Raw genomic sequence first — 19,109 nt, forward strand, 5'->3', positions numbered from 1 at the left:
GACTCGACCGGCGGCACCCCGCCGCGGCTCAGGCCATGGCGGTCTGAAGCGCCAGGGTTCGGATGCAGCAGGACCCGTTAGGCGCGCCTCGGGTGCCGACCGCCCAGATGTCGCCAGCGGACCGGGCCACGATGCCGAACAGCCTGCTCGGCAGTTTCGCGTTGGCTGGCACCGCGTTCGTCCACGAATGCCCGTCGAAATGCTCGATGAGGGGAACGTCGGTGGCGTTGTTCGCGCCGCCGTCGCCCACCGCCCACACGTTGTTCGGCGCGATGGCCACGACCGCGGACAACGCGTTGGCTGCTCCGGGGATCGGGTTGACGGTGGGCACGACGGACCAGACTTTGCCGTTCCAGTGCAGGGAAAGGGTGCGCACGGTCTCGGTCGAGGTGTTGTCGGTGCCGACTGCCCAGACGTCGTCGGCGGCCCGGGCCGAAATCGCCCGGGGCAGCAGCCGCGCGGTCGGACCTTGCGCCGGAGGAGCCACGATGCGCCACGCGGTTCCGTTCCAGTGCTCGAACAGCGGCACGATGCGGCCGCGGTTGTCGTTGAACCAGCCGGTGGCCCACACGTCCGACGGCGAGACCGCCGATACTCCGGTGAGTTCGGTGAACTGGCCGGATCCGGTGGGCGGGTCCGGGTTGGGGCTGGGCACGGGCACGATGGACCAGGAAGTCCCGTCGAAGTGCTCGACGAGCGGGACCAGCGTGTTGAGCGTGGGACGGGACAGCCCGACCGCCCACACGTCGGTGCGGGTGAGCGCCGCGACGCTCAGCAGATCGGAGTCGCCGTCCGGATTCGGGGTGGCGACGATCTGCCAGCTGCTGCCGTTCCAGTGTTCGGCCAGGGTGCGGTCCAGGCCGCCGGTCTGGGCGCCGGCGTCGTGCCCCACCGCCCAGACGTCGTCGGCTGTCACGGCGGAGGTCGCCTGCAGGAAGTCTTCGGCTTGCCCGGCGCGATCGGCGGTGGGCACGACCCGCCACGTCGCAGGGGCGAAAGCCAGGGCCAGTGCGGTGAAAATGGGGAGGATGATGGGCATCATGAGTCCTTGAACAGATGACGTGGACACCGGCGGACGCGTTTCGCACAACGGTCTTTCTGCCGTAGGACAGAAAGCTGGATCGACTCGCGGCGGCGCGTCCGGCTCTGTCGTGCTGTCGCCCAGCACGATCGGTGTGCCCTGTGCCGCGGCACAGGGCACACGCGGATCTTCGCTGGGTCAGTCTTCGCCGCCCCTGCCGCAGCCCGGAGGCGCGACCGGCAGATCGACGGCGCCGTCGATGACCTCCCCGGTCTTCTCGTTCTTCGCGTGTGCCGCCACGTGCGATTTCCCGCCGAGGTACCGGGTCATCCGAACCTCCCGGATCCCGCCCGGCTTCGAGGTGTCATTGCCGGTGAAGAAGGGTTTCCGGTTGTAGGTGAAGACGAGGTCCCACACCTGGCCGGAAACCTGGGTCAGGATCTCGAACTCCTCGCCGACGACCACCACGCCCTCCTGCGGGCCATCGTCGTCGTACATCGATTTGAGCGTGAACGGGGTGCCCTTCGTGCCGTGGCCCTTGGTCGCCGCCGGAGGTCCGCACGGGCGCAACGGCACCGCCGTCGCGGGCTGGGACGTCAGGCTCATCGTCAGCGCCGCGACGCTCGCGGCCACCACGGGCAGGACAACGTTCTTTCGCATCTCGCCACCTTTCTCGTGTTCGCACAGGAGAAATCCAGGAAAACGGGGAACTTTCCGTTCTTCCGACGTCGGCGGAAACGATTGTTGCCGAGCCGCGTTCCGGTGTCACGGTGACGCGGTCACCACGACAGCACGAGGGCGGGGAACCCGCCACCCGCACGCGCCGTTATTCGTGCACCCACACGGTACTGAAGGACGCGCCGCGCGGCCCGAGCGGCAGTGCGGTCTGCTTGGTGACGCCGCTTGTCGGGCTGACCTGGTTGACATGCCCGAGATCCCAATGGGCGTTGTCGAGAGAGCCGACGTGCCCGCTGGTGTCGGTCACGGACACCTGCTCGTATCTCACGGCCCCGTAGTTGGGCAGGAAGAAGACGCCGTCGCCGGCGTTTCCGCCGAGCGGCGTCTCGGTGATCGCCTCGGCGTTGACCCGGGGCATCCGCCCATCTCCGGATAGCAGGGCTGGACCTGGATCAGCGTCTGCCCGGTCGTCTGGTCCTTGACGACGATGCGGAACTTCTTGGTCGCGGCTTCGTAGGTCACGCTGGCGTCGATCAGGTCGCCCGGCCTGATCGGGTTCGCGAGCTGGATGTCGTTGTGCGGGAACATCTCCCACCAGAGCGCGTACTGCGGGACGCCGTTGACGCAGCGCGCCGAAGAGCCGCCTTGCTCGACGACGTCGTTCCACCAGCCGTCCATGCCGACCCAGGAGACGACCCAGGCGTCCTTGTTCGCCGGACAGGTGACCTTGGGCTGGATCCACCGCGCGTGGACGGAACGGAAGTCGGTCGTGTGGGCCGCGTTGGTGGTGAAGTAGCCCGACCAGTTCCTCGAGGTGAAGTTGGTGACCGTGGTGGTTCCGTGCGGCCGGACTGGCGGCCCGACTTGTGTCTGGTCTTGGGCCGAGGCTGCGTTGGCGGACAACGGTTTCGCGGGCAGGTGCGGCGCGGACAGCGGAAGCAACGCCCCGGCGGCGAGCACTGTGATCGTTCTCGCCAGGTTTCTCAGCGGTCGGTCTGTCGGCACGGGAGTCCTCCTAGTCGGCGGATTTCGTTGGTGCGCCAGGGGATATGCCGCCGCGGACCGCGGGGAGATCCGGACCGAAGGCCATGAATCCCGCCTCGGTGGCCAGGACCCATTCCGGGGTGCGCTGGCGATTCAGCCACGGAACGGCGCCGGTTTCGCGGCTCAGTCGGTCCGGTAGCGGTAGAAGTAATACCAACCGGCCTGTCCGCCGCCGCTCGGGCTGCGCGGGTCGCTGGTGTGGTATTCACAGGGATAGGTCAGGAGATCCGGCGGGTCGTTCCGGCTCGCGCTCGAGGCGTCGCAGTTCGCCTTGACGCTGAACACTCCCGCCCACGCGCCCCGATAGGTCGCGGCACCCGCGAGGCCGCCGGTGAATACGAACAGGGCGGTCCCTGTCGCCGCCAGTGTCATTGAACGATTTCGCGGACTTGTCATTGATCCGCCTCTTTTCGAGACTCTTGATCGTCATTTCGAAAACGATCTCGGTTTTAACCGGAATGCGCGGTTCGCTGCCAGGATCGCCCAGTGTGGCACGCTCGCAGCGGCCGGACCAGCGGCCAAAGGTCCCTGAACGGTCCGCGTCCGACTGGTGCGGCGCGGCAAGATTTCGTTGCGCGGCAGCAGGTGAAACGCCGATTCGGAGGCGAACGGCCTTGCCGGTTAGCCTGGACGGCCCGCGTCGCTCGACGCTGTCGCGGGGGAGTTCCGCGCGGGATACTGCGATTCCAGCGAAGTCATCGGCCCCCTCTTCGGGAATTGGTGCGTGATGAACGAATCTGGCTTTCGCGCGGCGATCGCGAGCACAGCCGCCGTGCTGATCATCGGCTCTCCGGTACCGGCGCAGGCCTCTCCAGGGGCCGCCGGTCATCTCCAGCAGGCCGCCGCGAGCGACTGGCCGACCTATCACCGCGACAACGCGCGTACCGGCGACGCCACTGATCTCGCGCCGCTGGGCACGCTCGGAACAGCCTGGCAGTCTACTTTGGACGGTGCGGTGTACGGGCAGCCGCTGGTGGTCGGCGGGCAAATCCTGGCCGCCACGGAGAACAACACCGTGTACGCGCTCGACCCGGCCACAGGCGCGACCCGGTGGTCGGCCCATATCGGCGAACCGGCGCGCCGGTCGGAACTGCCGTGCGGGAACATCGACCCGCTCGGCATCACCAGCACCATGGTGTACGACCAGGCGACGTCGCGGGTCTACGCGCTGGCCGAACTCACCGGCGGGCAGCACGTGCTGGTCGGGGTGAACGCGGGAACCGGTGCGGTGGAGGTGCGCACGCCGCTGGAGCCGCCGAAAGGCGACGCGTTGGCCCACCAGCAGCGCGCGGCGCTGACCCTCTTCGACGGCCGGGTGTATGTGCCCTACGGCGGACTGGCCGGCGACTGCGCGAACTACATCGGCTCGGTCGCGTCGGTGACCACCGCCGGTACCGACCCGATCAGCTACGCCGTCCCGACCACCAGGGAAGCCGGGATCTGGGCTCCGGGCGGCGGCGTCGTCGACGGGCAGCGGCTGCTTTATTCGGTGGGCAACGGCGAATCCACCATGACCTACGACGACAGCGATTCCGTGCTGGCCCTGTCGCCCGCGCTGCAGCGGGTGGACCTGTTCGCCCCGGACACCTGGGCCGACGACAACGCACAGGACCTCGATCTCGGCTCGTCCAGCCCGACCCTGCTCGGCGACCACGTGATCGCGGTCGGCAAACGAGGCACCGGATACGTGCTGAACCACGACAAGCTCGGCGGCATCGGCGGACAACTGGCGCAGGCCGACATCTGCCAGTCCTTCGGCGGCAGCGCGACCAGCGGAGACACCGCCTACCTGCCTTGCACCGACGGCCCGGCCGCAGTGCGCGTTGACGCGGCCGGCACTCCCACCGTGGTCTGGCGCGCCGCAGTCTCCGCGAACGGTTCCCCAACCGTAGGCGGCGGCGCGGTGTGGGTGGCGGACTGGAACACGGGCGACTTGTATGCACTGGCCCCGGCCGACGGCACGGTGCGGAGCCAGATCAACCTGGGCACCCTCCCGCACTTCGCCTCTCCCACCCTGTCCGGCGACCACGCCTACGTAGGCACCATGACCGGTGTGGTGGCTGTCTCCGGCGCCTGACCCGGATTCAGCGTTTTCACCAGAGCGGGTTCTGCCGCGCCGCATCTCACGATGCGGCGCGGCGGCCGTGCACAGCAAGGCTTTCTCGGCTCGGGACAAGGCTGATGGTCGCGGCAGTGAGAGCCGCTGCCGCACCGAGCAGGATCTGACTGCTGACGGTGTTGTGGAATGTGGCGGCCGCGAGGCTCCCGAGCGGCGTGGCTCCGTAGGTCAGAGCTCGAAAAACGCCCAGAACTTGGGCTCGCTGACCAGGACTGGTGGCGCGCTGCCGCAGATTCATCGCCTGGACGGCCCACATCGCCCCGAACGCACTTCCCGCGACCATGACGGGCGCGATGAGCCAGGGAGAGCGCAGCAACGGGCTGAGAAACAGCAGAGCCCAGCCGACCCGGGTGAGCCGCATGGTGAGGACCTCTCCGAACAACCGTTCAGCCCGGCCCGTAAGGCAGGCTCCAACTCCTGCCCCGGCGCCGACGAGACCGGTAAGCACTCCATAAGTCGCCGGAGTGAGGCCAAGACCGGTGTCGGAGTTGGCATAGTCGGCAAAGACAGCCAGATAGACGCCGTTGGCGATGCTGGTGACGCCACTAATGGCGATTGCGGCTTTGAGAATCCGGTTCCGGCCCACGACCCGCAGGCCGCTCCGGAAGTCGACCTTGCCCCGGCCGCCACGCCGATGAGGCCACGGCTGCCGTACCGCGGCGACGCACAACGTCGAGACCCCGCAAAGCAGGCCGGAGAGCAGCGACGGTGCCGATGGCCAGAGCGCGTAGGCCAGACCTGCGATCGGGGGCCCGAGGAATTGGTAGAAGACCCGGGTCGACACCGACAACGCACCGTTCGCGTCCGAGAGCCGGTCGCTGTCGACGAGTTCGGGGACAAGTGCTTCTGCCGCACCGTCGACGAAAGTCTGGAGTACCCCCGAAACAAAGACAGCTACGACGAGAACCACTGCGGAAATGTGTCCAGTAGCGCTGGCGACGCCGACGGCGAGCATTGTTCCCGCACGCACGAGGTTGGCGATCTGGATAACGCGGTGCCCGTCCATGCTATCCACGACGATTCCCGCGGGGATGGCCGCGACAAGCCACGGAATGGTGCCCAGAGTGAGGAGAAGCCCTACGAGGGAAGGGCTTTCCAACGTGTGGATGGCGAGGAGTGTCGCTCCGACAAGGAAAATGCCGTTGCCCGTGTCGGAGAGCGCGGTAGAACACCATAAGCCCAGAAAACGTGGCCCGAGTCCGCCCCGACGCGGCTGTCGCACACCCCTGTTCGTTTTGGCCATGTGACGACTCTGACCAGCGACAATCAATGTTGTCAACGTTGATTGAGTTCACTATGGTCCTGACATGGACGGTGAGTGGATGACTGCTGCCGAGGCCGCGGATCGACTGGGCGTCACCATGCGGACCCTCTACGCCTACGCGAGCCGGGGCGTACTGACTTCGCGGCCCGTGCGCGGCGGTGGCGGCCGTCGATCCCAGTACGAACGAGCACAGGTCGAGGCGCTCGCCGACCGGACGGCGAAACGAGAACGAGCCGGTCAGGTCGAGATCCGCGTCGAGACCGCCGTCACCGACCTCAGACCGGCCGGCGCGCTGGCGTTTCGCGGCTACCCGATCGAGGACCTGCTGGACCAGGGTTTCGAGAACGTCGCGGAGCTGCTCTGGACCGCGGATTTGCCGTCTGGCCCGGTTTTCTGGCCGAACGCGAACCGGCGGGAGACTGCCCGCGTGCTCACCGCGCTTCCCGAGACCGCAGGCTTACTCGACCGGATGAGCACGGTGGTATCGGTCCTGGGCATGCTGGATCCGGCACGATCTGACCGGGGACCGGCCGCTGTCGCTGACGTCGGCAGGCGACTCATCCCAGCCCTGGCCGCAGCGATCTCCGCGCACGCAGACCCGCACCCGGCACCAGGCTCGGTCGCGGCCACCATCACCGACAAGCTCGCCCGCGGCAACGCCCTTCCTTCGGCACCGGTCGACCTGGCCTTGTGCCTGCTGGCCGATCACGAGCTCGCAGCGTCCACCTTCGCGTCCCGGATCGCGGCCACTGCCGGCGCGGATCCCTACGCCGCCGTGGACATCGGGATTCAGGCCATGCGAGCAGTCGATCACGGCGGGACCGCCCGCGACGTCCACCGGATGCTGCGCCGGGTCGCGGAAGAAGGACTGTCCACTGTGGATTCAAATGCGCGGCGCGATGGTGCGCTGCCAGGATTCGGGCACCCGGTGTACACCGACTTCGACCCCCGTGCCCCGCATCTGCTGGCCGCTCTCGAGCGCGTCCACGAGGAGAGCGACCGCCTGAACCTCGTACGGACGGTAAGGAAATCGGCAACCCGGCGCGGCCTGCCCAAACCCAATATCGACTTCGCGCTCGGTGCCCTGACTTGGCTCCACAGCTGGCCTGAGGAAGCTTCGACGGGGTTGGTGGTAGTGGCCAGGACGGCAGGCTGGCTCGCCCACGCGGCCGAAGCCTACGAACGACCATCGCGGATACGGCCTCGTGCGGTCTACGTCGGATCGCGACCCCGCCGCCGCTGAGACGGCCGTGCTTCGTCCGATTGCCTCGGTTGGCACGGACTGGTTGTCGCGGCAGCTTCATGAGAACTCGCTGAGCTGAGGCTCGCTCGCCCCGATGAGACCGAGAGTAGACGCGGGCACGGGATAGATTCGTTCGATCGGCAGTTCTTCCTGGGCAGCGTCGAGCCGACCGGAGCTGACACAGCGGTGCACACGCGCGGCGAGCGGGGTGATGTCAGTGATCCTGGTGATCCATTGGTCGAGATACCGGTCGACAGCCTCGCCGGACAGCCCGATCTGGATGGCGCGCCGGTTGAGCGGAGCGAGAGTCGCCGACCGGTCGGGATCCCACTGGATGCGGACCGGGCTGGCGTCCTTGCGCTCAGCCCATTGCCGCTGGCTGGCGTAGGTGCCGGATTCGTAGCTGCTGAGGACGGCGTGGGCGAGCGCCCATTCGAAGCCGTCCCGGGTGATCTGGATTTCCAGGATGCGTTCCTGGCCGGGCTTGGTCGCCCACCCGGACCGGTACATCATCCAGAGGAACGAGGGCTTGATCCAGGTCATCCGCTCACGCTTGAACGGTGCCGTGAACGTCTGGGATTCGACTGCCACGTTGGCTATTTCCCGCGAATACGCCTGGTAAACCGTGACGGTCTGGTCTGTGAAGCCAGCCCGTACGTCACGGCGCGGCGCGCTTGGCTCATGCTTCGCCTGCGACGAGCCGAGGTCAGACGATGATCGTGGCGCGTCCGTCGTCGCGGCCTCGGCTGCCTCGTTGTCCGTGACAAGGCCAGCCTGGGTCCGCAGATCGCGAAGCTGGTTGGGATTGAACTGACCAGACACGTTGTTTCCTCCGTGGTCGTACCGTGAGACTCATTGTGCCTCGCCTGCAATGGCTGTGTCGCTTGAAAATTGGCTCTAGCGTGCCGTTCGGTCTGAAGGGGGCGGGCAGCGATGCTTGGTTTTGTGGTCAGACATGTTGCCCGACAGGGAGGTTCGACTACGTGTCGATCCACGAACTCGTCGTGGCGGCAGACGTCGAGCAGTGTGATTGCTTCGTGACCAGTTTGCCCGTAACGGATTCTCCGCTCCGACAATCTGTTGTTGTCGGAAGAGGAAGTTCGATGACAGGTGTGGTGGCTGACGAAGTCGTGGCGAGCGACACGGCGGCGTTGCAAGTTCCCGGAACCGCGGTAATCGCCGTGGGCAGGGGAGGCAACGGTGTGGAGTCGAACGCCGTGTGGCACGTCAGCGTGGCGGGCGCGCTGACCGGAGCTTGGGTCTCGCCGATCGCGGACGTGGTGGGGGCCCGCGTGGCGGCGCGGCGCTTCCCGTCCGAATGGTTCGGTGAGGAGTTCGGTTGGTGAAGATGTATGCCGGAGATCTCGAGTCGCGCTTTGCCCCGCGTGCCTTGGCCGGGCATGCCGCACGCCCGGTCCGCAGGCATGGGTTCGGGCGCACGGCAGGCGGAGTCGCCGTGCGGCCTGTCCTGAACTGGCCTCGGGTGCCCCGGCTTGCAGATGCCTCGTCGAGGCACCAGGAGGCGAGGCCTCGCCGGGGTTCGAGGTGAATGGTTCTGTTTCGGTTGGCGGTTAGGCGGCTTCGTCCGAGGCGGCGGCCTCTGTGGACGGTCGGTGCGGCGGTGTTGTCGGCGGGCAGGCGAGGTCAATGCCGAGCGCGAGTTGCTGCGCTCGTCGGCGTCCTCGCGGCGACTGGTGCGTTGGTGCGGTGGCCGAGTGTGCCGCTTCGGCTGGGGTTGCGACCGGTCGCGGTGTGCTTGCTGTCAGTGGATGCGGGTGCCGGGCGAGGTGGTGGAGTTTGCGGAGGTGTCGTTGGACGAGTCCGGCGCTGCGGGCTTCCTCGAAGAGGGCTCGGGCGGCTCCGTTCCGCGACCGGCGGCTGGGGTGGGGTTGGTCGGGCATGGGCGTTCCTGGCGTGGGCGAGCTGGTTGAGGGCAAGATCACGAATGCGTTTCGGCCTGGTTGAGGTGTCGTGATGGCGGGTAGTGACGCCGTGTCACGGGAGTGCCGGAGAAGGCGACGCGGGCTTGCGGTGAGACGCGGGGCGTGCCCGCCAATCCGGACGGTTCGACCACCCGGGTATGAGCTGTGCCTGGTCAGGGATTCCCCTGACCAGGCTGTTTGTGCCCCCGGCAGGACTCGAACCTGCGACCTAGAGATTAGAAGGCTCTTGCTCTATCCAGCTGAGCTACGAGGGCCCGGGTGGCCGACAGCTGCTGACCTCCAGCATGGGCAGCTTAGTCATCGCCAATCTCTCGATCGTTCGACACCGTCGAATCGTTTCAGCCTCGGTTCGTCGGATTTGCGGGTCTCCGGGGGCGGAATGCCACAGCGCGCGACGGCTTCGGCACGCACTGCTCGGGGGAACGGCCTCGGGCGGCTGGTGGGCGGCGGTTTGTGCAGCTTGGGCACCTGGATCTCCTGGCGGGGGCGGCGGGTGGGACGGAGGTTCGGTCTTCGTGGCTGGTGGAGACTGTGGCGATCTTGTGATGTAGGACGTCTGGCTGGGGCGGTGCCGGTTGGGCGGTTCGGCGGTTGCGGTCGGGTGGCGAGGTCTCGGGGCGGACCGTGTGTGGTTCGGCAAGCGGCTTTGCGGTGGCGTGATCGAATCGGTGGCAGGTCCGCGCCCGAACCTGACGAGAGGTCGTCGTGGACTGGCGGGCCAGCCGTCGCAGCGTCGCCGGGCGACCGCCGGTGCGTGCCGGGCTGATCCACCGGAGCCTGACGTGCGGGCACGGGTGCGTGGGCAGGGCGGACCGGCTTCCGAATCTGGCATCGGCGGGCATCCGCTTGGACTGCGGCGGACCACGGCGGGGCCCAAGGAGTCTCACGGCGGAACCCAGGCCAACCATGGCGGTAGCCAGGTCTGCCGCGATGGAACTGAGGCCTGCCGCGGAACCCAGGCTCGCCGCGAAGCAAGCCTGACCTGCCGTGAAGGAACCCAGGCCTGTCGCGAAGCAAGCCAGGCATCTCACGGCGGAAGCCTGACCTGCTGCGACAGGACTCAGCCCCGCAATGACGGAAGCCAAGGCCTCTCACGACGGAACCCAGGTCCGCCTACGAGGGGACCCAGGCCTCGCCTCCCGCTCCCAGGTCGGGGCCGGGAGCGGGAGGGCGAGGGGTCAGGGGCCCGTGGGCGCGGGTCTTCCGGGCTGCGCGCCCACGGGCCGGGGGCCGCTCGGGGGTGCGGCCCCCGGGCCGGCGAACTTCGGCTGCGAGTCGACTCGGCCTGGAGCTCGCCTTGTTCGCCTGGCCCGGTCTCGGGTTATTCCCACACTTTCAGGGCACGCACCGCGAACGGGGACTGCGGAACGTACGTGCCGCCGCCCGGATAGGTGATGAAATCGCCCTCGGTGGAACAGTCCGCTCCTTGGTAGATCGTGACGTCGCGGGTCATCCGGTTGACGAAGGAATGTCCTTGGAATCCCTCGGGCAGGGGAATGCAATCACCCGGATTTGCCGTGCGCAGGTCATAACTCTGTGCCCCGCCGGAATAGGTTTCGCTGTCCCACAGGCAGAACTCTCCCGCGTTGCAGGCGGGAGCAGGGGGAGTGGCCGGACTGGCTTGCGCTAGGCCGGAGCCGGTCAGGAGACCTGCGGTGACCAGCAGCAATACGCCGGGCAGGCGAGACGGGGCGGCGGCGGGCCAGGTGCGGCGGCCGGGGAAAGGCAGGGACGGCAGCAGACGGCGGAACATCGTGGGAACTCCCCCTCAATCGAATGCGGTGCCGGGCGAAGAGGCCGGGCGGTATCCCGGGAAACCGGGCATGTCTCCACCTTGGCGGGTTTCGCACGGTTTGTCTGCCCGCATTCCTACGTCTGTGGACAAGTAGTTTCCCGTCACTCGTACGAGACCTAGTTGTCCACAGATCGCCGAGCGGTCTTGCTAAATCGCCGCGGTGCTTTCCCGGACCGCCAGCGACACCGGGAGTTCGACCGGCGGCGGGACGGGGGCGGCGGCGAGGAGGGACATCACCAGTTCGCCCGCGACGCGGCCCTTGCCCGCCAGGTCCTGGCGGACGGTCGTGAGAGGTGGTTCAGACCATGCGGCCTGCGGGGTGTCGTCGAAGCCGACGATCGACACGTCGGCGGGCACGCGCAGGCCCAGCCGGTGGGCGGCGGCGATGGCGGCGAAGGCGAGCTGGTCGGACATGCACAACAGCGCCGTCGGCCGCACCGAGGCGGTGAGCAGGTCGGTGGCGGCGGCGCGGGCGGTCGAGGCGGAGAGCCACGGGGCTTCGGTGATGGAGATGTCGGTGATTCCGGCGGCGGCCAGGGTGTCGAGGTAACCGGCGAGGCGTTCCCGGGTGCCGTGGAAAGGGCTGGTAACCGCGGAAAGGCGCGGTGCGGCCAGGATTCCGAACCGCCGATGGCCTAGCTCCACTAAATGGCGTGCGGCCAACGACGCTCCGCCGCGGTCGTCGCAGCCGACTCGGGCCGTGTCCGGAAGGGGCGGCTGGTCGATGACTACCAGCGGCAAAACCCGTGCGCGCACGGCTTCCAGCGCGGGCGTGCCGTCGGCGAGGGAGTACGCCACGGCGATATCCGCTTGTGCGGCCAAAACTCGCGCCGCTGGCGGGCCCTCCTGGGCTTCGCGGCCGGGCAAGAGCAGCAGTGCATTGCCGGTGGGTTCTACGGTTTTCGCGAGCGCGTCCAGCGTGATCGACAGCGCGGGATCGGAGAAGGCCGCCGACAGCGACGAATCGAGCAGGAAAGCGATCGCGCCGGTGCGGCTCGTGGCGAGGCTGCGGGCGGTCGGGTTCGGGCCGGGGTAACCGAGTTCACCCGCCACGCGCAGAATCTGCTCCCGCAACTGCGTCGACAGCTGGTCAGGCCGGTTGTAGGCGTTGGACACAGTGGCGCGCGACACCCCGACCGCCTCCGCGACGTCGTCCAGCGTCGGGCGGCGGCGACGGCTGCTGGTCATCGGCGGAGCATAGAGGAAAGCCTTGCCGCGCACCGGGTTCCGCCCGGCAACCCGGCTCGACCAGCGCAAACACCGCGAGCGAGCGATCCGGGGCGAAACCCACCCCGGTGCCGGGCCACGCGCGACCGGCCTAGTCTCGTAGCGTGAGCTCGGAACCTGTGACGAAACCCGCCCCGGACCGCGGACGCAAGACGAGTGTGCTCCCGCTGCTTTCGGTCGGAGTCGTGCTCGCGGCGGTCGTCGCGGTCGGGCTCGTCGCGCTCACCGGCGGCGCGGGCTACGTCATCGCCGGGCTGCCGGACCCGGGACTCGTCACGCGGTACGGCGTCACGGTGGCCCGCGTGCTCGCCGAGGCGTCGTCGGTCGTGTGCGTCGGAGCCTTGCTGCTCGCCGCTTTCCTCGTACCGCCACAGAAATCCGGCACGCTCGCGCCCGAAGGGTACGCCGCGGTCCGCACCGCCGGAATCGCCGCGTGGGTCTGGTTCGCGGCCTCGATCCTGTCGGTCGCCTTCACCGCCGCGGACAGCGCGGGCAAGCCGTTCGGCGACGTCCTTTCCCCGGACACGCTGCTGAGCCTCATCAGCGCGATCGAACAGCCCAAGGCGTGGCTGTGGACGGCGCTGATCGCGATCCTGCTCGCCCTCGGCTGCCGCCTGGTGCTCAGCTGGGGCTGGACGGCCGTGCTGTTCTTCCTGGCCGTCGCCGGGCTCGTGCCGGTCGCGGTCACCGGGCACTCGGCGAGCGGCGGTTCGCACGACCTGGCCACCAACAGCCTCCTGTTCCACCTCGTCGCGGCCGCGCTGTGGGTCGGCGGCCTGCTCGCCGTGCTCGCGCTCGGCTGGCGCCGCGGCAAGAACCTCAGCCTCGCCGCGCAGCGGTTCTCCAAGCTCGCCCTGGTCTGCTGGGTCGTGATGGCGGTGTCCGGCATCGTCAACGCGCTGGTCCGGATCAACCTCGGCGACCTGTTCACCACCGACTACGGCCTGCTCGTCGTCGCCAAGATCGTCGCGCTGCTCCTGCTCGGCGTCTTCGGCCAGCAGCAGCGCAGCCGAGGCGTCGCGAACCTCGTCGACGGCAAGGGCGGCAGCCAACTGCTCCGGCTCGCGGCCGTCGAGGTGCTGATCATGTTCGTCACCATCGGCATCGCCTCCGGCCTCGCCCGCACACCGCCGCCGCCGGACGCGGTCACCCAGCCGGGCACCGTCGAACTCCTCATCGGCTACGACCTCCAGGGCCCGCCGACGTTCTGGCGGCTGCTCACCGACTGGCGGTTCGACCTCGTCTACGGCACCCTCGCGATCGTTCTCGCCGGCCTCTACCTCGCCGGCGTGCGGCGGCTGCGCAAGCGCGGCGACGCCTGGCCGGTCGGCCGGATGGTGGCGTGGTTCGCCGGCTGCCTGGTGATCCTGCTGGCCACGTCGTCGGGCATCGGCCGGTACGCGCCCGCGATGTTCAGCGTGCACATGGGCACGCACATGCTGATGTCGATGGTCGCGCCGGTCCTGCTGGTGCTGGGCGGCCCGGTCACGCTCGCCCTGCGCGCGATCCAGCCCGCCGGTCGCGACGCTCCTCCGGGGCCGCGCGAATGGCTGCTGGCCGCCGTGCACTCGCCGGTGTCGCGGTTCCTGACCAACCCGATCGTCGCGCTGCTGCTGTTCGTCGGGTCGTTCTACGGGCTGTACTTCTCCGGCCTCTTCGACAACGCGCTCAACTACCACTGGGCGCACCTGGCGATGAACGCGCACTTCCTGCTCGTCGGCTACGTCTTCTACTGGCCGGTGATCGGCGTCGACCCCGCGCCGCGGCGGCTGCCGCCGGTCGGCAAGCTCGGGATGATGTTCGGCGCGATGCCGTTCCACGCCTTCTTCGGCGTGATCCTGATGAACATGCAGACCGTGATCGGCCGCGAGTTCTACACGTCGCTGAAGCTGCCGTGGGTCGGCGACCTGCTGACCGACCAGCGGCTCGGCGGCGGCATCGCGTGGGCGTCGGGCGAGGTGCCGGTGCTGCTCGTGCTGATCGCGCTGCTGGTGCAGTGGGCGCGTCAGGACGAGCGCGAGGCGAAGCGGCGCGACCGGCGCGAGGAGAACACCGGCGGCGAGGAACTGGCCGCCTACAACGCGATGCTGAAGAACCTCGCCGAGGGCAAACGGGCCGAATGACGCGGCGGAAAATCATGCTGTCCGCGTGACCTCGACCTGACCCTCGGTAGCACGGTGGTGACCGCCGTCAGGCCGCCGGAGGAGCCACTCTACGATCGATGGCATGGCCGAGTTCATCTACACCATGAAGAAGGTGCGCAAGACCGTCGGGGACAAGGTGATCCTCGACGACGTGAGCACCGCGTTCTACCCCGGAGCCAAGATCGGCGTCGTGGGCCCGAACGGTGCCGGCAAGTCGACCGTTCTCAAGATCATGGCGGGGATCGAGCAGGCCAGCAACGGCGAGGCCTTCCTGCAGCCGGGCGCGACCGTCGGCATCCTCATGCAGGAGCCGGAGCTGAACGAGGAGAAGACCGTTCGGCAGAACGTCGAGGAGGGCCTCGGCGAGACCAAGCAGAAGCTCGATCGCTACAACGAGATCGCCGAGCTGATGGCGACCGACTACAGCGACGCGCTGATGGAGGAGATGGGACAGCTCCAGGAGGAGCTGGACCACGCCGACGCCTGGGAGCTCGACGCGACCGTCGAGCAGGCCATGGACGCGCTGCGCTGCCCGCCCGCCGACGAGCCGGTCACCCACCTCTCCGGCGGCGAGCGCCGCCGCGTCGCGCTGTGCAAGCTGCTGCTGTCCGCGCCCGACCTGCTGCTGCTCGACGAACCCACTAACCACCTGGACGCCGAAAGCGTGCTGTGGCTGGAGCAGTTCCTCTCCAACTACAAGGGTGCCGTCCTCGCCGTCACCCACGACCGGTACTTCCTGGACAACGTCGCCGAGTGGATCATGGAGCTCGACCGCGGCCGCGTCGTCGGCTACGAGGGCAACTACTCCACGTACCTGGAGAAGAAGCGCGAGCGGCTCGAAGTCCAGGGCAAGAAGGACGCCAAGCTGGCCAAGCGGCTCAAGAGCGAACTCGAGTGGGTGCGGTCCAACGCCAAGGCGCGCCAGACCAAGTCCCGTTCGCGGCTCGACCGCTACGAGGAGATGGCCGCGGAGGCGGACAAGCACCGCAAGCTCGACTTCGAGGAGATCCAGATCCCGCCGGGCCCGCGTCTGGGCAGCGTCGTGGTCGAGGTCGAGAAGCTGCGCAAGGGCTTCGACGACCGGGTGCTCATCGACGGGCTCTCGTTCGACCTGCCGCGCAACGGCATCGTCGGCGTGATCGGCCCGAACGGCGTCGGCAAGACGACGCTGTTCAAGACCATCGTCGGGCTCGAGGAGCCGGACGGCGGGTCGGTCAAGATCGGCGAGACGGTCAAACTGTCCTATGTGGACCAGAGCCGCGGCGGGATCGACCCGAAGAAGACCGTGTGGGAGGTCGTCTCGGACAAGCTCGACTACATCCACGTCGGGCAGACCGAAATGCCCTCGCGCGCTTACGTGAGCGCGTTCGGCTTCAAGGGCCCGGACCAGCAGAAGCCGGCCGGCGTGCTGTCCGGCGGCGAGCGCAACCGGCTCAACCTCGCGCTGACGCTCAAAGAGGGCGGGAACCTGATCCTGCTGGACGAGCCGACGAACGACCTGGACGTCGAAACGCTCGGCTCGCTGGAGAACGCGCTCGAGCAGTTCCCGGGCTGCGCCGTCGTGATTTCCCACGACCGGTGGTTCCTCGACCGGGTCGCGACGCACATCCTCGCCTGGGAAGGCACCGACGAAGACCCCGCGAAGTGGTTCTGGTTCGAGGGCAACTTCGAGGGCTACGAGAAGAACAAGGTCGAGCGCCTCGGCGCCGAAGCGGCTCGTCCGCACCGGGTCACCCACCGCAAGTTGAAGCGCGACTGACCGGCGCGGGGTCCCGAGTGGAAACCAGCAGGCACAACCGGCCCAGCCCGTCCGCGACCGCGGACGGGCGGCCCGCCGTTGCCAGTGGCGGGACCCTCGCCGACCTCGGTCGGCTCATCGACCGGGCGGAATCGCTGCGATTCCGGGCACCGGAGCTTTCGCTGGTTCTCGGCGAACGCTCGGCGGCGCTCGCGGAGACGGCGGGCGCGGACGGGCACTGGATCCGGGCGGAAGCGCTCGTGGTGTCCGCTCGCGTGCGGATCGGCAAGAGGACGTCCACGGTCGGCCGCGCGGTCGCGGCTTTGCGTGCGGCCGAGCACGCCGGATACGCCACGACGGCTGCGCGGCTGCGCGTCGACCTCGCGGTGTGCGCGCGCAGCCTCGGCGTCCCGCTGATGGGGCTGGCCGCGCTGCGGCCGGTGCTGTCCGAGGACGTGCCGCCTTCGCTGCGCGCGGAAGCGTTGTGCCACCTAGTCGGATGCCTCGCCCAGTTCGGCCGGAAGGCGGAGCTGGACCGGGTGCTCGTCGAGGCGGACCGGCTGCTGGTGGCCGACGATTCGCTCGACGCGGACGACCGGTTGCTGATGCGTGCCTTGCTGCGCAACGGAACCGCGGCGCACCGGCGCCGGCACGGCGACCTCACGGCGGCCGCGGACGCCGCGCGCACCGGGCTCGGCTTCCTGGAGAAGATGGACCGCCCCGGCGACGACGGCGGTCTCGTCCGGATCCGGCTCGTGCTCCAGCTGGTGAGCACGCTGCTCGACCGCGGCGACGCCGACATGGCGTACGACATCGCCGAACCCATGCTGCGCGAACCGGTCCGTGCCGCTGGCGTCGCGCCCGCGGCGTGGCTGCGGCTGGCGGTGGCGACTCGCATCCACCTGCCCTCCGGTGCCGGTGACGCCGCCGCCGAGCTGGTGGGGGAGGCCGTCGCGGCCACCGACCGGCACGGGCTCGCGGCGGTCACCGCGCGGTTGTGGCTGGAGCTGGCACAGATCGAGGAGCGGTTCGGCAGCGCGGAAGAGGCCATCGGCTGCCTGCACCGGGCGCGGGCCGCGGAACACGTGCACGCGCGGGCCCGGCGCCAGGCGTGCGGGCTGATCGCGGGCGAGCTGGGTGCGGAATCGGTGGCGTCGATGGATCTCGACGACGTCCTCGCCGCGTCCGCCCCGCGCGACGGACGCCCGGTGTCGATGGAGGTCGAGCCGCGGGTCGCGGCCGAGGAGACCTCGGTGATGCCCGCGATCCGCGACGTCCCCGCCCCGCGGCCGGATCCGGTCGCGGCCCCGCTGCCGGTCGTTCCGGCGCAGGTCGAGGTGGCCGCGGAGCCGGCTTCGGCCCGGGTCGAGGCGGCGGAGAAGAAGCCGGCGTGGTCGTTCCGGCGCGCCGCGGCGGAGGCTGAGGTCGAGCAGACGTCGGTGCTGCCCGCGATCCGGGAACCGGAGGAGGCTCCGCGGACTGGCGGACGGCGGCGGGCTGAGGACCGCAAGTCGCCGGTGCTGCCGGGGTGGGCGCGGCCGTTCGGGCGGAAGGGCGCGGAAGCGCCCGCGCCGCGGAAACGCGCGGCCGAGGACGCTCCGGTGCGGGCTGCCGCTGCGGAGCCGGTCAGCCAGGCGCAGGCCGGGGACGGCCGCCGGGCGAAGGACATGCCGGTTCGCTGGGCAGACGCGCCGCGCGGAGCGGAGAGCGCGGGAACCCGGCGGACGGAAAGTGCGGCCGGGACGCGGGCCGCGGAGGACGCGCGCGGTCGTCGGGCTGAGACGCCGCAGCGGCCGACTCGAGCCGCGGAGAACGCGGACGAGGCGCCGGTTCGCCGGGCGGAGAAGCCGCGGGTCGCGGAAGACGCGCCCGCGCGTCGGCAAGAGACGCAGCCGGCCGAGACGGCGTCGGTCCGTCCGCTGCGGGCGGCGGACGACACGAAAACGCCCTGGGCACGGGAGGAAACCCCGCGTCGCGCGGCGGAAAAAGCGCAGGCCCCGGCCGCCGAGACCTCGAAAGACGAGCCGCGGTTCTCGCTGCGGATGCCGGATCTGTCGGACCTCCTGCCGGAGCTGCCGCTCGCCCCGGCTCCCGCGGAAGAGGGCGCCGCGCCGCTGTGGGAAAGCGCCGAGTGGGCGCAGGAGGAAGCCGCGCGCCGCGATTCGCGCGGACGCAAGACCCGGCACGACGCCGAACACGGCTCGGTCGCCGCGAAGTCCGTGCTGGACCGGCTGGGCATCACCGCGACCGGCGGAGGCGGGGGACGCCGCCGGGCCGACGAGCCCGGACGTCCCGAATCCGCCGCGGCGGAACCGGAAACCCCCTCGCGGGACAAAACGGAGCTGGCACCCGCGCCACGTCCGGAGGAACCCGAGCCGGTCGAGGAGCCCTGGCTGCCCCGGCTGCGGATGCCGCCCGCGCTGGACCCGCTGTCCGACATCGACGCGTGGACCCCGGCGGAGCAGCCGTTCCCGGAGAGCTACGCGCGAGCCATCGCGGAGGACGAACCGCCGCCGGACGCCGGACTCGCGGAACTGCTCGCCCGCGCCCTCGCCGAGCACCAGGCAGGGACGGCGAGCGCGGCGGCGCTGGTGAAACGCCTCGGCCCGAACGACGAGCCGAAGCCGATCAACGGCCGCGCGACCGCGGACCGGCACCGCAACAACGGCGACTGAAAGTTCTTGCCCCGCAGGGGATGCGCTGGCTTGGCCGGGCGGATTCCGCAGCGGGGCAGGGGATCGCGCATCGACGCGGCTTTGGCCTTGAGCGGTCCGTGAAGGGCTCCTTGCGGGAATCTAGGTGGTGATGATCGTCGGCGGGCTCGGCGCGCTGGCGCTGCCGTGGGCGCTGATCGCGAACGGCGTCGTGATGCTGCGGCGAGAGGGCCGGCGGC

The 19,109-nt window shown here is 69.4% G+C and carries 15 protein-coding genes and 1 tRNA gene; 6 read left to right on the plus strand and 10 right to left on the minus strand.

The annotated features are described in order from the left end of the window. Positions 1–28 precede the first annotated feature (28 nt). From ABZX37_RS37060 to ABZX37_RS37080, 5 genes are all read right to left on the minus strand, one after another. Positions 29–1,039 (minus strand): hypothetical protein, encoded by a 1,011-nt coding sequence (locus tag ABZX37_RS37060; RefSeq protein WP_354747649.1) that lies wholly within the window; start codon positions 1,037–1,039, stop codon positions 29–31. 180 nt (positions 1,040–1,219) lie between these two features. Continuing rightward, on the minus strand, positions 1,220–1,681 hold the full coding sequence (locus tag ABZX37_RS37065; RefSeq protein ID WP_354747651.1) for a hypothetical protein: 462 nt from the start codon (positions 1,679–1,681) through the stop codon (positions 1,220–1,222). 166 nt (positions 1,682–1,847) lie between these two features. Further along, positions 1,848–2,006 carry a hypothetical protein gene (locus ABZX37_RS37070; RefSeq protein ID WP_354747653.1) on the minus strand — a complete coding sequence of 53 codons (159 nt, stop codon included), beginning with the start codon at positions 2,004–2,006 and terminating at the stop codon, positions 1,848–1,850. Between the two features lie 17 nt (positions 2,007–2,023). Continuing rightward, a complete protein-coding gene (locus tag ABZX37_RS37075) occupies positions 2,024–2,704 on the minus strand; it encodes a G1 family glutamic endopeptidase (protein WP_354747655.1) in 681 nt (226 codons plus the stop codon). Positions 2,705–2,866: 162 nt separating this feature from the next. Continuing rightward, a complete protein-coding gene (locus tag ABZX37_RS37080; RefSeq protein ID WP_354747656.1) occupies positions 2,867–3,115 on the minus strand; it encodes a hypothetical protein in 249 nt (82 codons plus the stop codon). Positions 3,116–3,470: 355 nt separating this feature from the next. Here ABZX37_RS37080 and ABZX37_RS37085 point away from each other — a divergent pair, with 355 nt between their 5' ends. Next, complete coding sequence (locus ABZX37_RS37085) at positions 3,471–4,820, plus strand: PQQ-binding-like beta-propeller repeat protein (protein ID WP_354747678.1); 1,350 nt, start codon at positions 3,471–3,473, stop codon at positions 4,818–4,820. A 46-nt stretch (positions 4,821–4,866) separates the two neighbouring features. Here ABZX37_RS37085 and ABZX37_RS37090 read toward each other — a convergent pair whose 3' ends face one another. Beyond that, positions 4,867–6,105: an MFS transporter gene (locus tag ABZX37_RS37090; protein ID WP_354747657.1), complete on the minus strand. Its 1,239-nt coding sequence runs from the start codon at positions 6,103–6,105 to the stop codon at positions 4,867–4,869. Positions 6,106–6,169: 64 nt separating this feature from the next. Here ABZX37_RS37090 and ABZX37_RS37095 point away from each other — a divergent pair, with 64 nt between their 5' ends. Next, on the plus strand, positions 6,170–7,369 hold the full coding sequence (locus tag ABZX37_RS37095) for a citrate/2-methylcitrate synthase (protein WP_354747659.1): 1,200 nt from the start codon (positions 6,170–6,172) through the stop codon (positions 7,367–7,369). A 57-nt stretch (positions 7,370–7,426) separates the two neighbouring features. On the opposite strand, the gene ABZX37_RS37100 is transcribed toward ABZX37_RS37095, so the two are convergent. Next, positions 7,427–8,191 (minus strand): DUF4291 domain-containing protein, encoded by a 765-nt coding sequence (locus ABZX37_RS37100; protein WP_354747661.1) that lies wholly within the window; start codon positions 8,189–8,191, stop codon positions 7,427–7,429. Between the two features lie 281 nt (positions 8,192–8,472). On the opposite strand from ABZX37_RS37100, the gene ABZX37_RS37105 reads away from it, so the two are divergent. Further along, entirely contained in the window at positions 8,473–8,715 is a 243-nt protein-coding gene (locus tag ABZX37_RS37105; protein WP_354747663.1) for a DUF6218 family protein, read from the plus strand. Positions 8,716–9,492: 777 nt separating this feature from the next. Here the strand turns inward: ABZX37_RS37105 and ABZX37_RS37110 are convergent. From ABZX37_RS37110 to ABZX37_RS37120, 3 genes are all read right to left on the minus strand, one after another. Then, positions 9,493–9,566: transfer RNA gene (locus ABZX37_RS37110), tRNA-Arg, on the minus strand. Between the two features lie 1,067 nt (positions 9,567–10,633). Beyond that, a complete protein-coding gene (locus ABZX37_RS37115) occupies positions 10,634–11,065 on the minus strand; it encodes a peptidase inhibitor family I36 protein (RefSeq protein ID WP_354747665.1) in 432 nt (143 codons plus the stop codon). A gap of 189 nt (positions 11,066–11,254) precedes the next feature. Next, positions 11,255–12,295 carry a LacI family DNA-binding transcriptional regulator gene (locus tag ABZX37_RS37120; protein ID WP_354747667.1) on the minus strand — a complete coding sequence of 347 codons (1,041 nt, stop codon included), beginning with the start codon at positions 12,293–12,295 and terminating at the stop codon, positions 11,255–11,257. Between the two features lie 143 nt (positions 12,296–12,438). Between ABZX37_RS37120 and ABZX37_RS37125 the strand changes: the two genes are divergently transcribed. From ABZX37_RS37125 to ABZX37_RS37135, 3 genes are all read left to right on the plus strand, one after another. After that, the gene (locus ABZX37_RS37125; RefSeq protein ID WP_354747669.1) at positions 12,439–14,457 is read left to right on the plus strand and encodes a cytochrome c oxidase assembly protein; all 2,019 of its coding nucleotides are present in this window, start codon (positions 12,439–12,441) and stop codon (positions 14,455–14,457) included. Positions 14,458–14,560: 103 nt separating this feature from the next. Continuing rightward, entirely contained in the window at positions 14,561–16,237 is a 1,677-nt protein-coding gene (gene ettA / locus ABZX37_RS37130) for an energy-dependent translational throttle protein EttA (RefSeq protein ID WP_354747671.1), read from the plus strand. A gap of 17 nt (positions 16,238–16,254) precedes the next feature. Further along, on the plus strand, positions 16,255–18,891 hold the full coding sequence (locus tag ABZX37_RS37135; protein WP_354747672.1) for a hypothetical protein: 2,637 nt from the start codon (positions 16,255–16,257) through the stop codon (positions 18,889–18,891). Positions 18,892–19,109: the final 218 nt, after the last annotated feature.

This window comes from Amycolatopsis sp. NPDC004079 (assembly GCF_040610415.1).
Lineage (GTDB): Bacteria > Actinomycetota > Actinomycetes > Mycobacteriales > Pseudonocardiaceae > Amycolatopsis > Amycolatopsis halotolerans.

What these genes read in the sequence shown, in the direction of transcription:
- ABZX37_RS37080 (WP_354747656.1), bottom strand. Translation starts at nt 3,115, where the DNA reads ATGACACTGGCGGCGACAGGGACCGCCCTGTTCGTATTCACCGGCGGC.
- ABZX37_RS37090 (WP_354747657.1), bottom strand. Translation starts at nt 6,105, where the DNA reads ATGGCCAAAACGAACAGGGGTGTGCGACAGCCGCGTCGGGGCGGACTC.
- ABZX37_RS37085 (WP_354747678.1), top strand. Translation starts at nt 3,471, where the DNA reads ATGAACGAATCTGGCTTTCGCGCGGCGATCGCGAGCACAGCCGCCGTG.
- ABZX37_RS37060 (WP_354747649.1), bottom strand. Translation starts at nt 1,039, where the DNA reads ATGCCCATCATCCTCCCCATTTTCACCGCACTGGCCCTGGCTTTCGCC.
- ABZX37_RS37115 (WP_354747665.1), bottom strand. Translation starts at nt 11,065, where the DNA reads ATGTTCCGCCGTCTGCTGCCGTCCCTGCCTTTCCCCGGCCGCCGCACC.
- ABZX37_RS37095 (WP_354747659.1), top strand. Translation starts at nt 6,170, where the DNA reads ATGGACGGTGAGTGGATGACTGCTGCCGAGGCCGCGGATCGACTGGGC.
- ABZX37_RS37065 (WP_354747651.1), bottom strand. Translation starts at nt 1,681, where the DNA reads ATGCGAAAGAACGTTGTCCTGCCCGTGGTGGCCGCGAGCGTCGCGGCG.
- ettA (WP_354747671.1), top strand. Translation starts at nt 14,561, where the DNA reads ATGGCCGAGTTCATCTACACCATGAAGAAGGTGCGCAAGACCGTCGGG.
- ABZX37_RS37105 (WP_354747663.1), top strand. Translation starts at nt 8,473, where the DNA reads ATGACAGGTGTGGTGGCTGACGAAGTCGTGGCGAGCGACACGGCGGCG.
- ABZX37_RS37120 (WP_354747667.1), bottom strand. Translation starts at nt 12,295, where the DNA reads ATGACCAGCAGCCGTCGCCGCCGCCCGACGCTGGACGACGTCGCGGAG.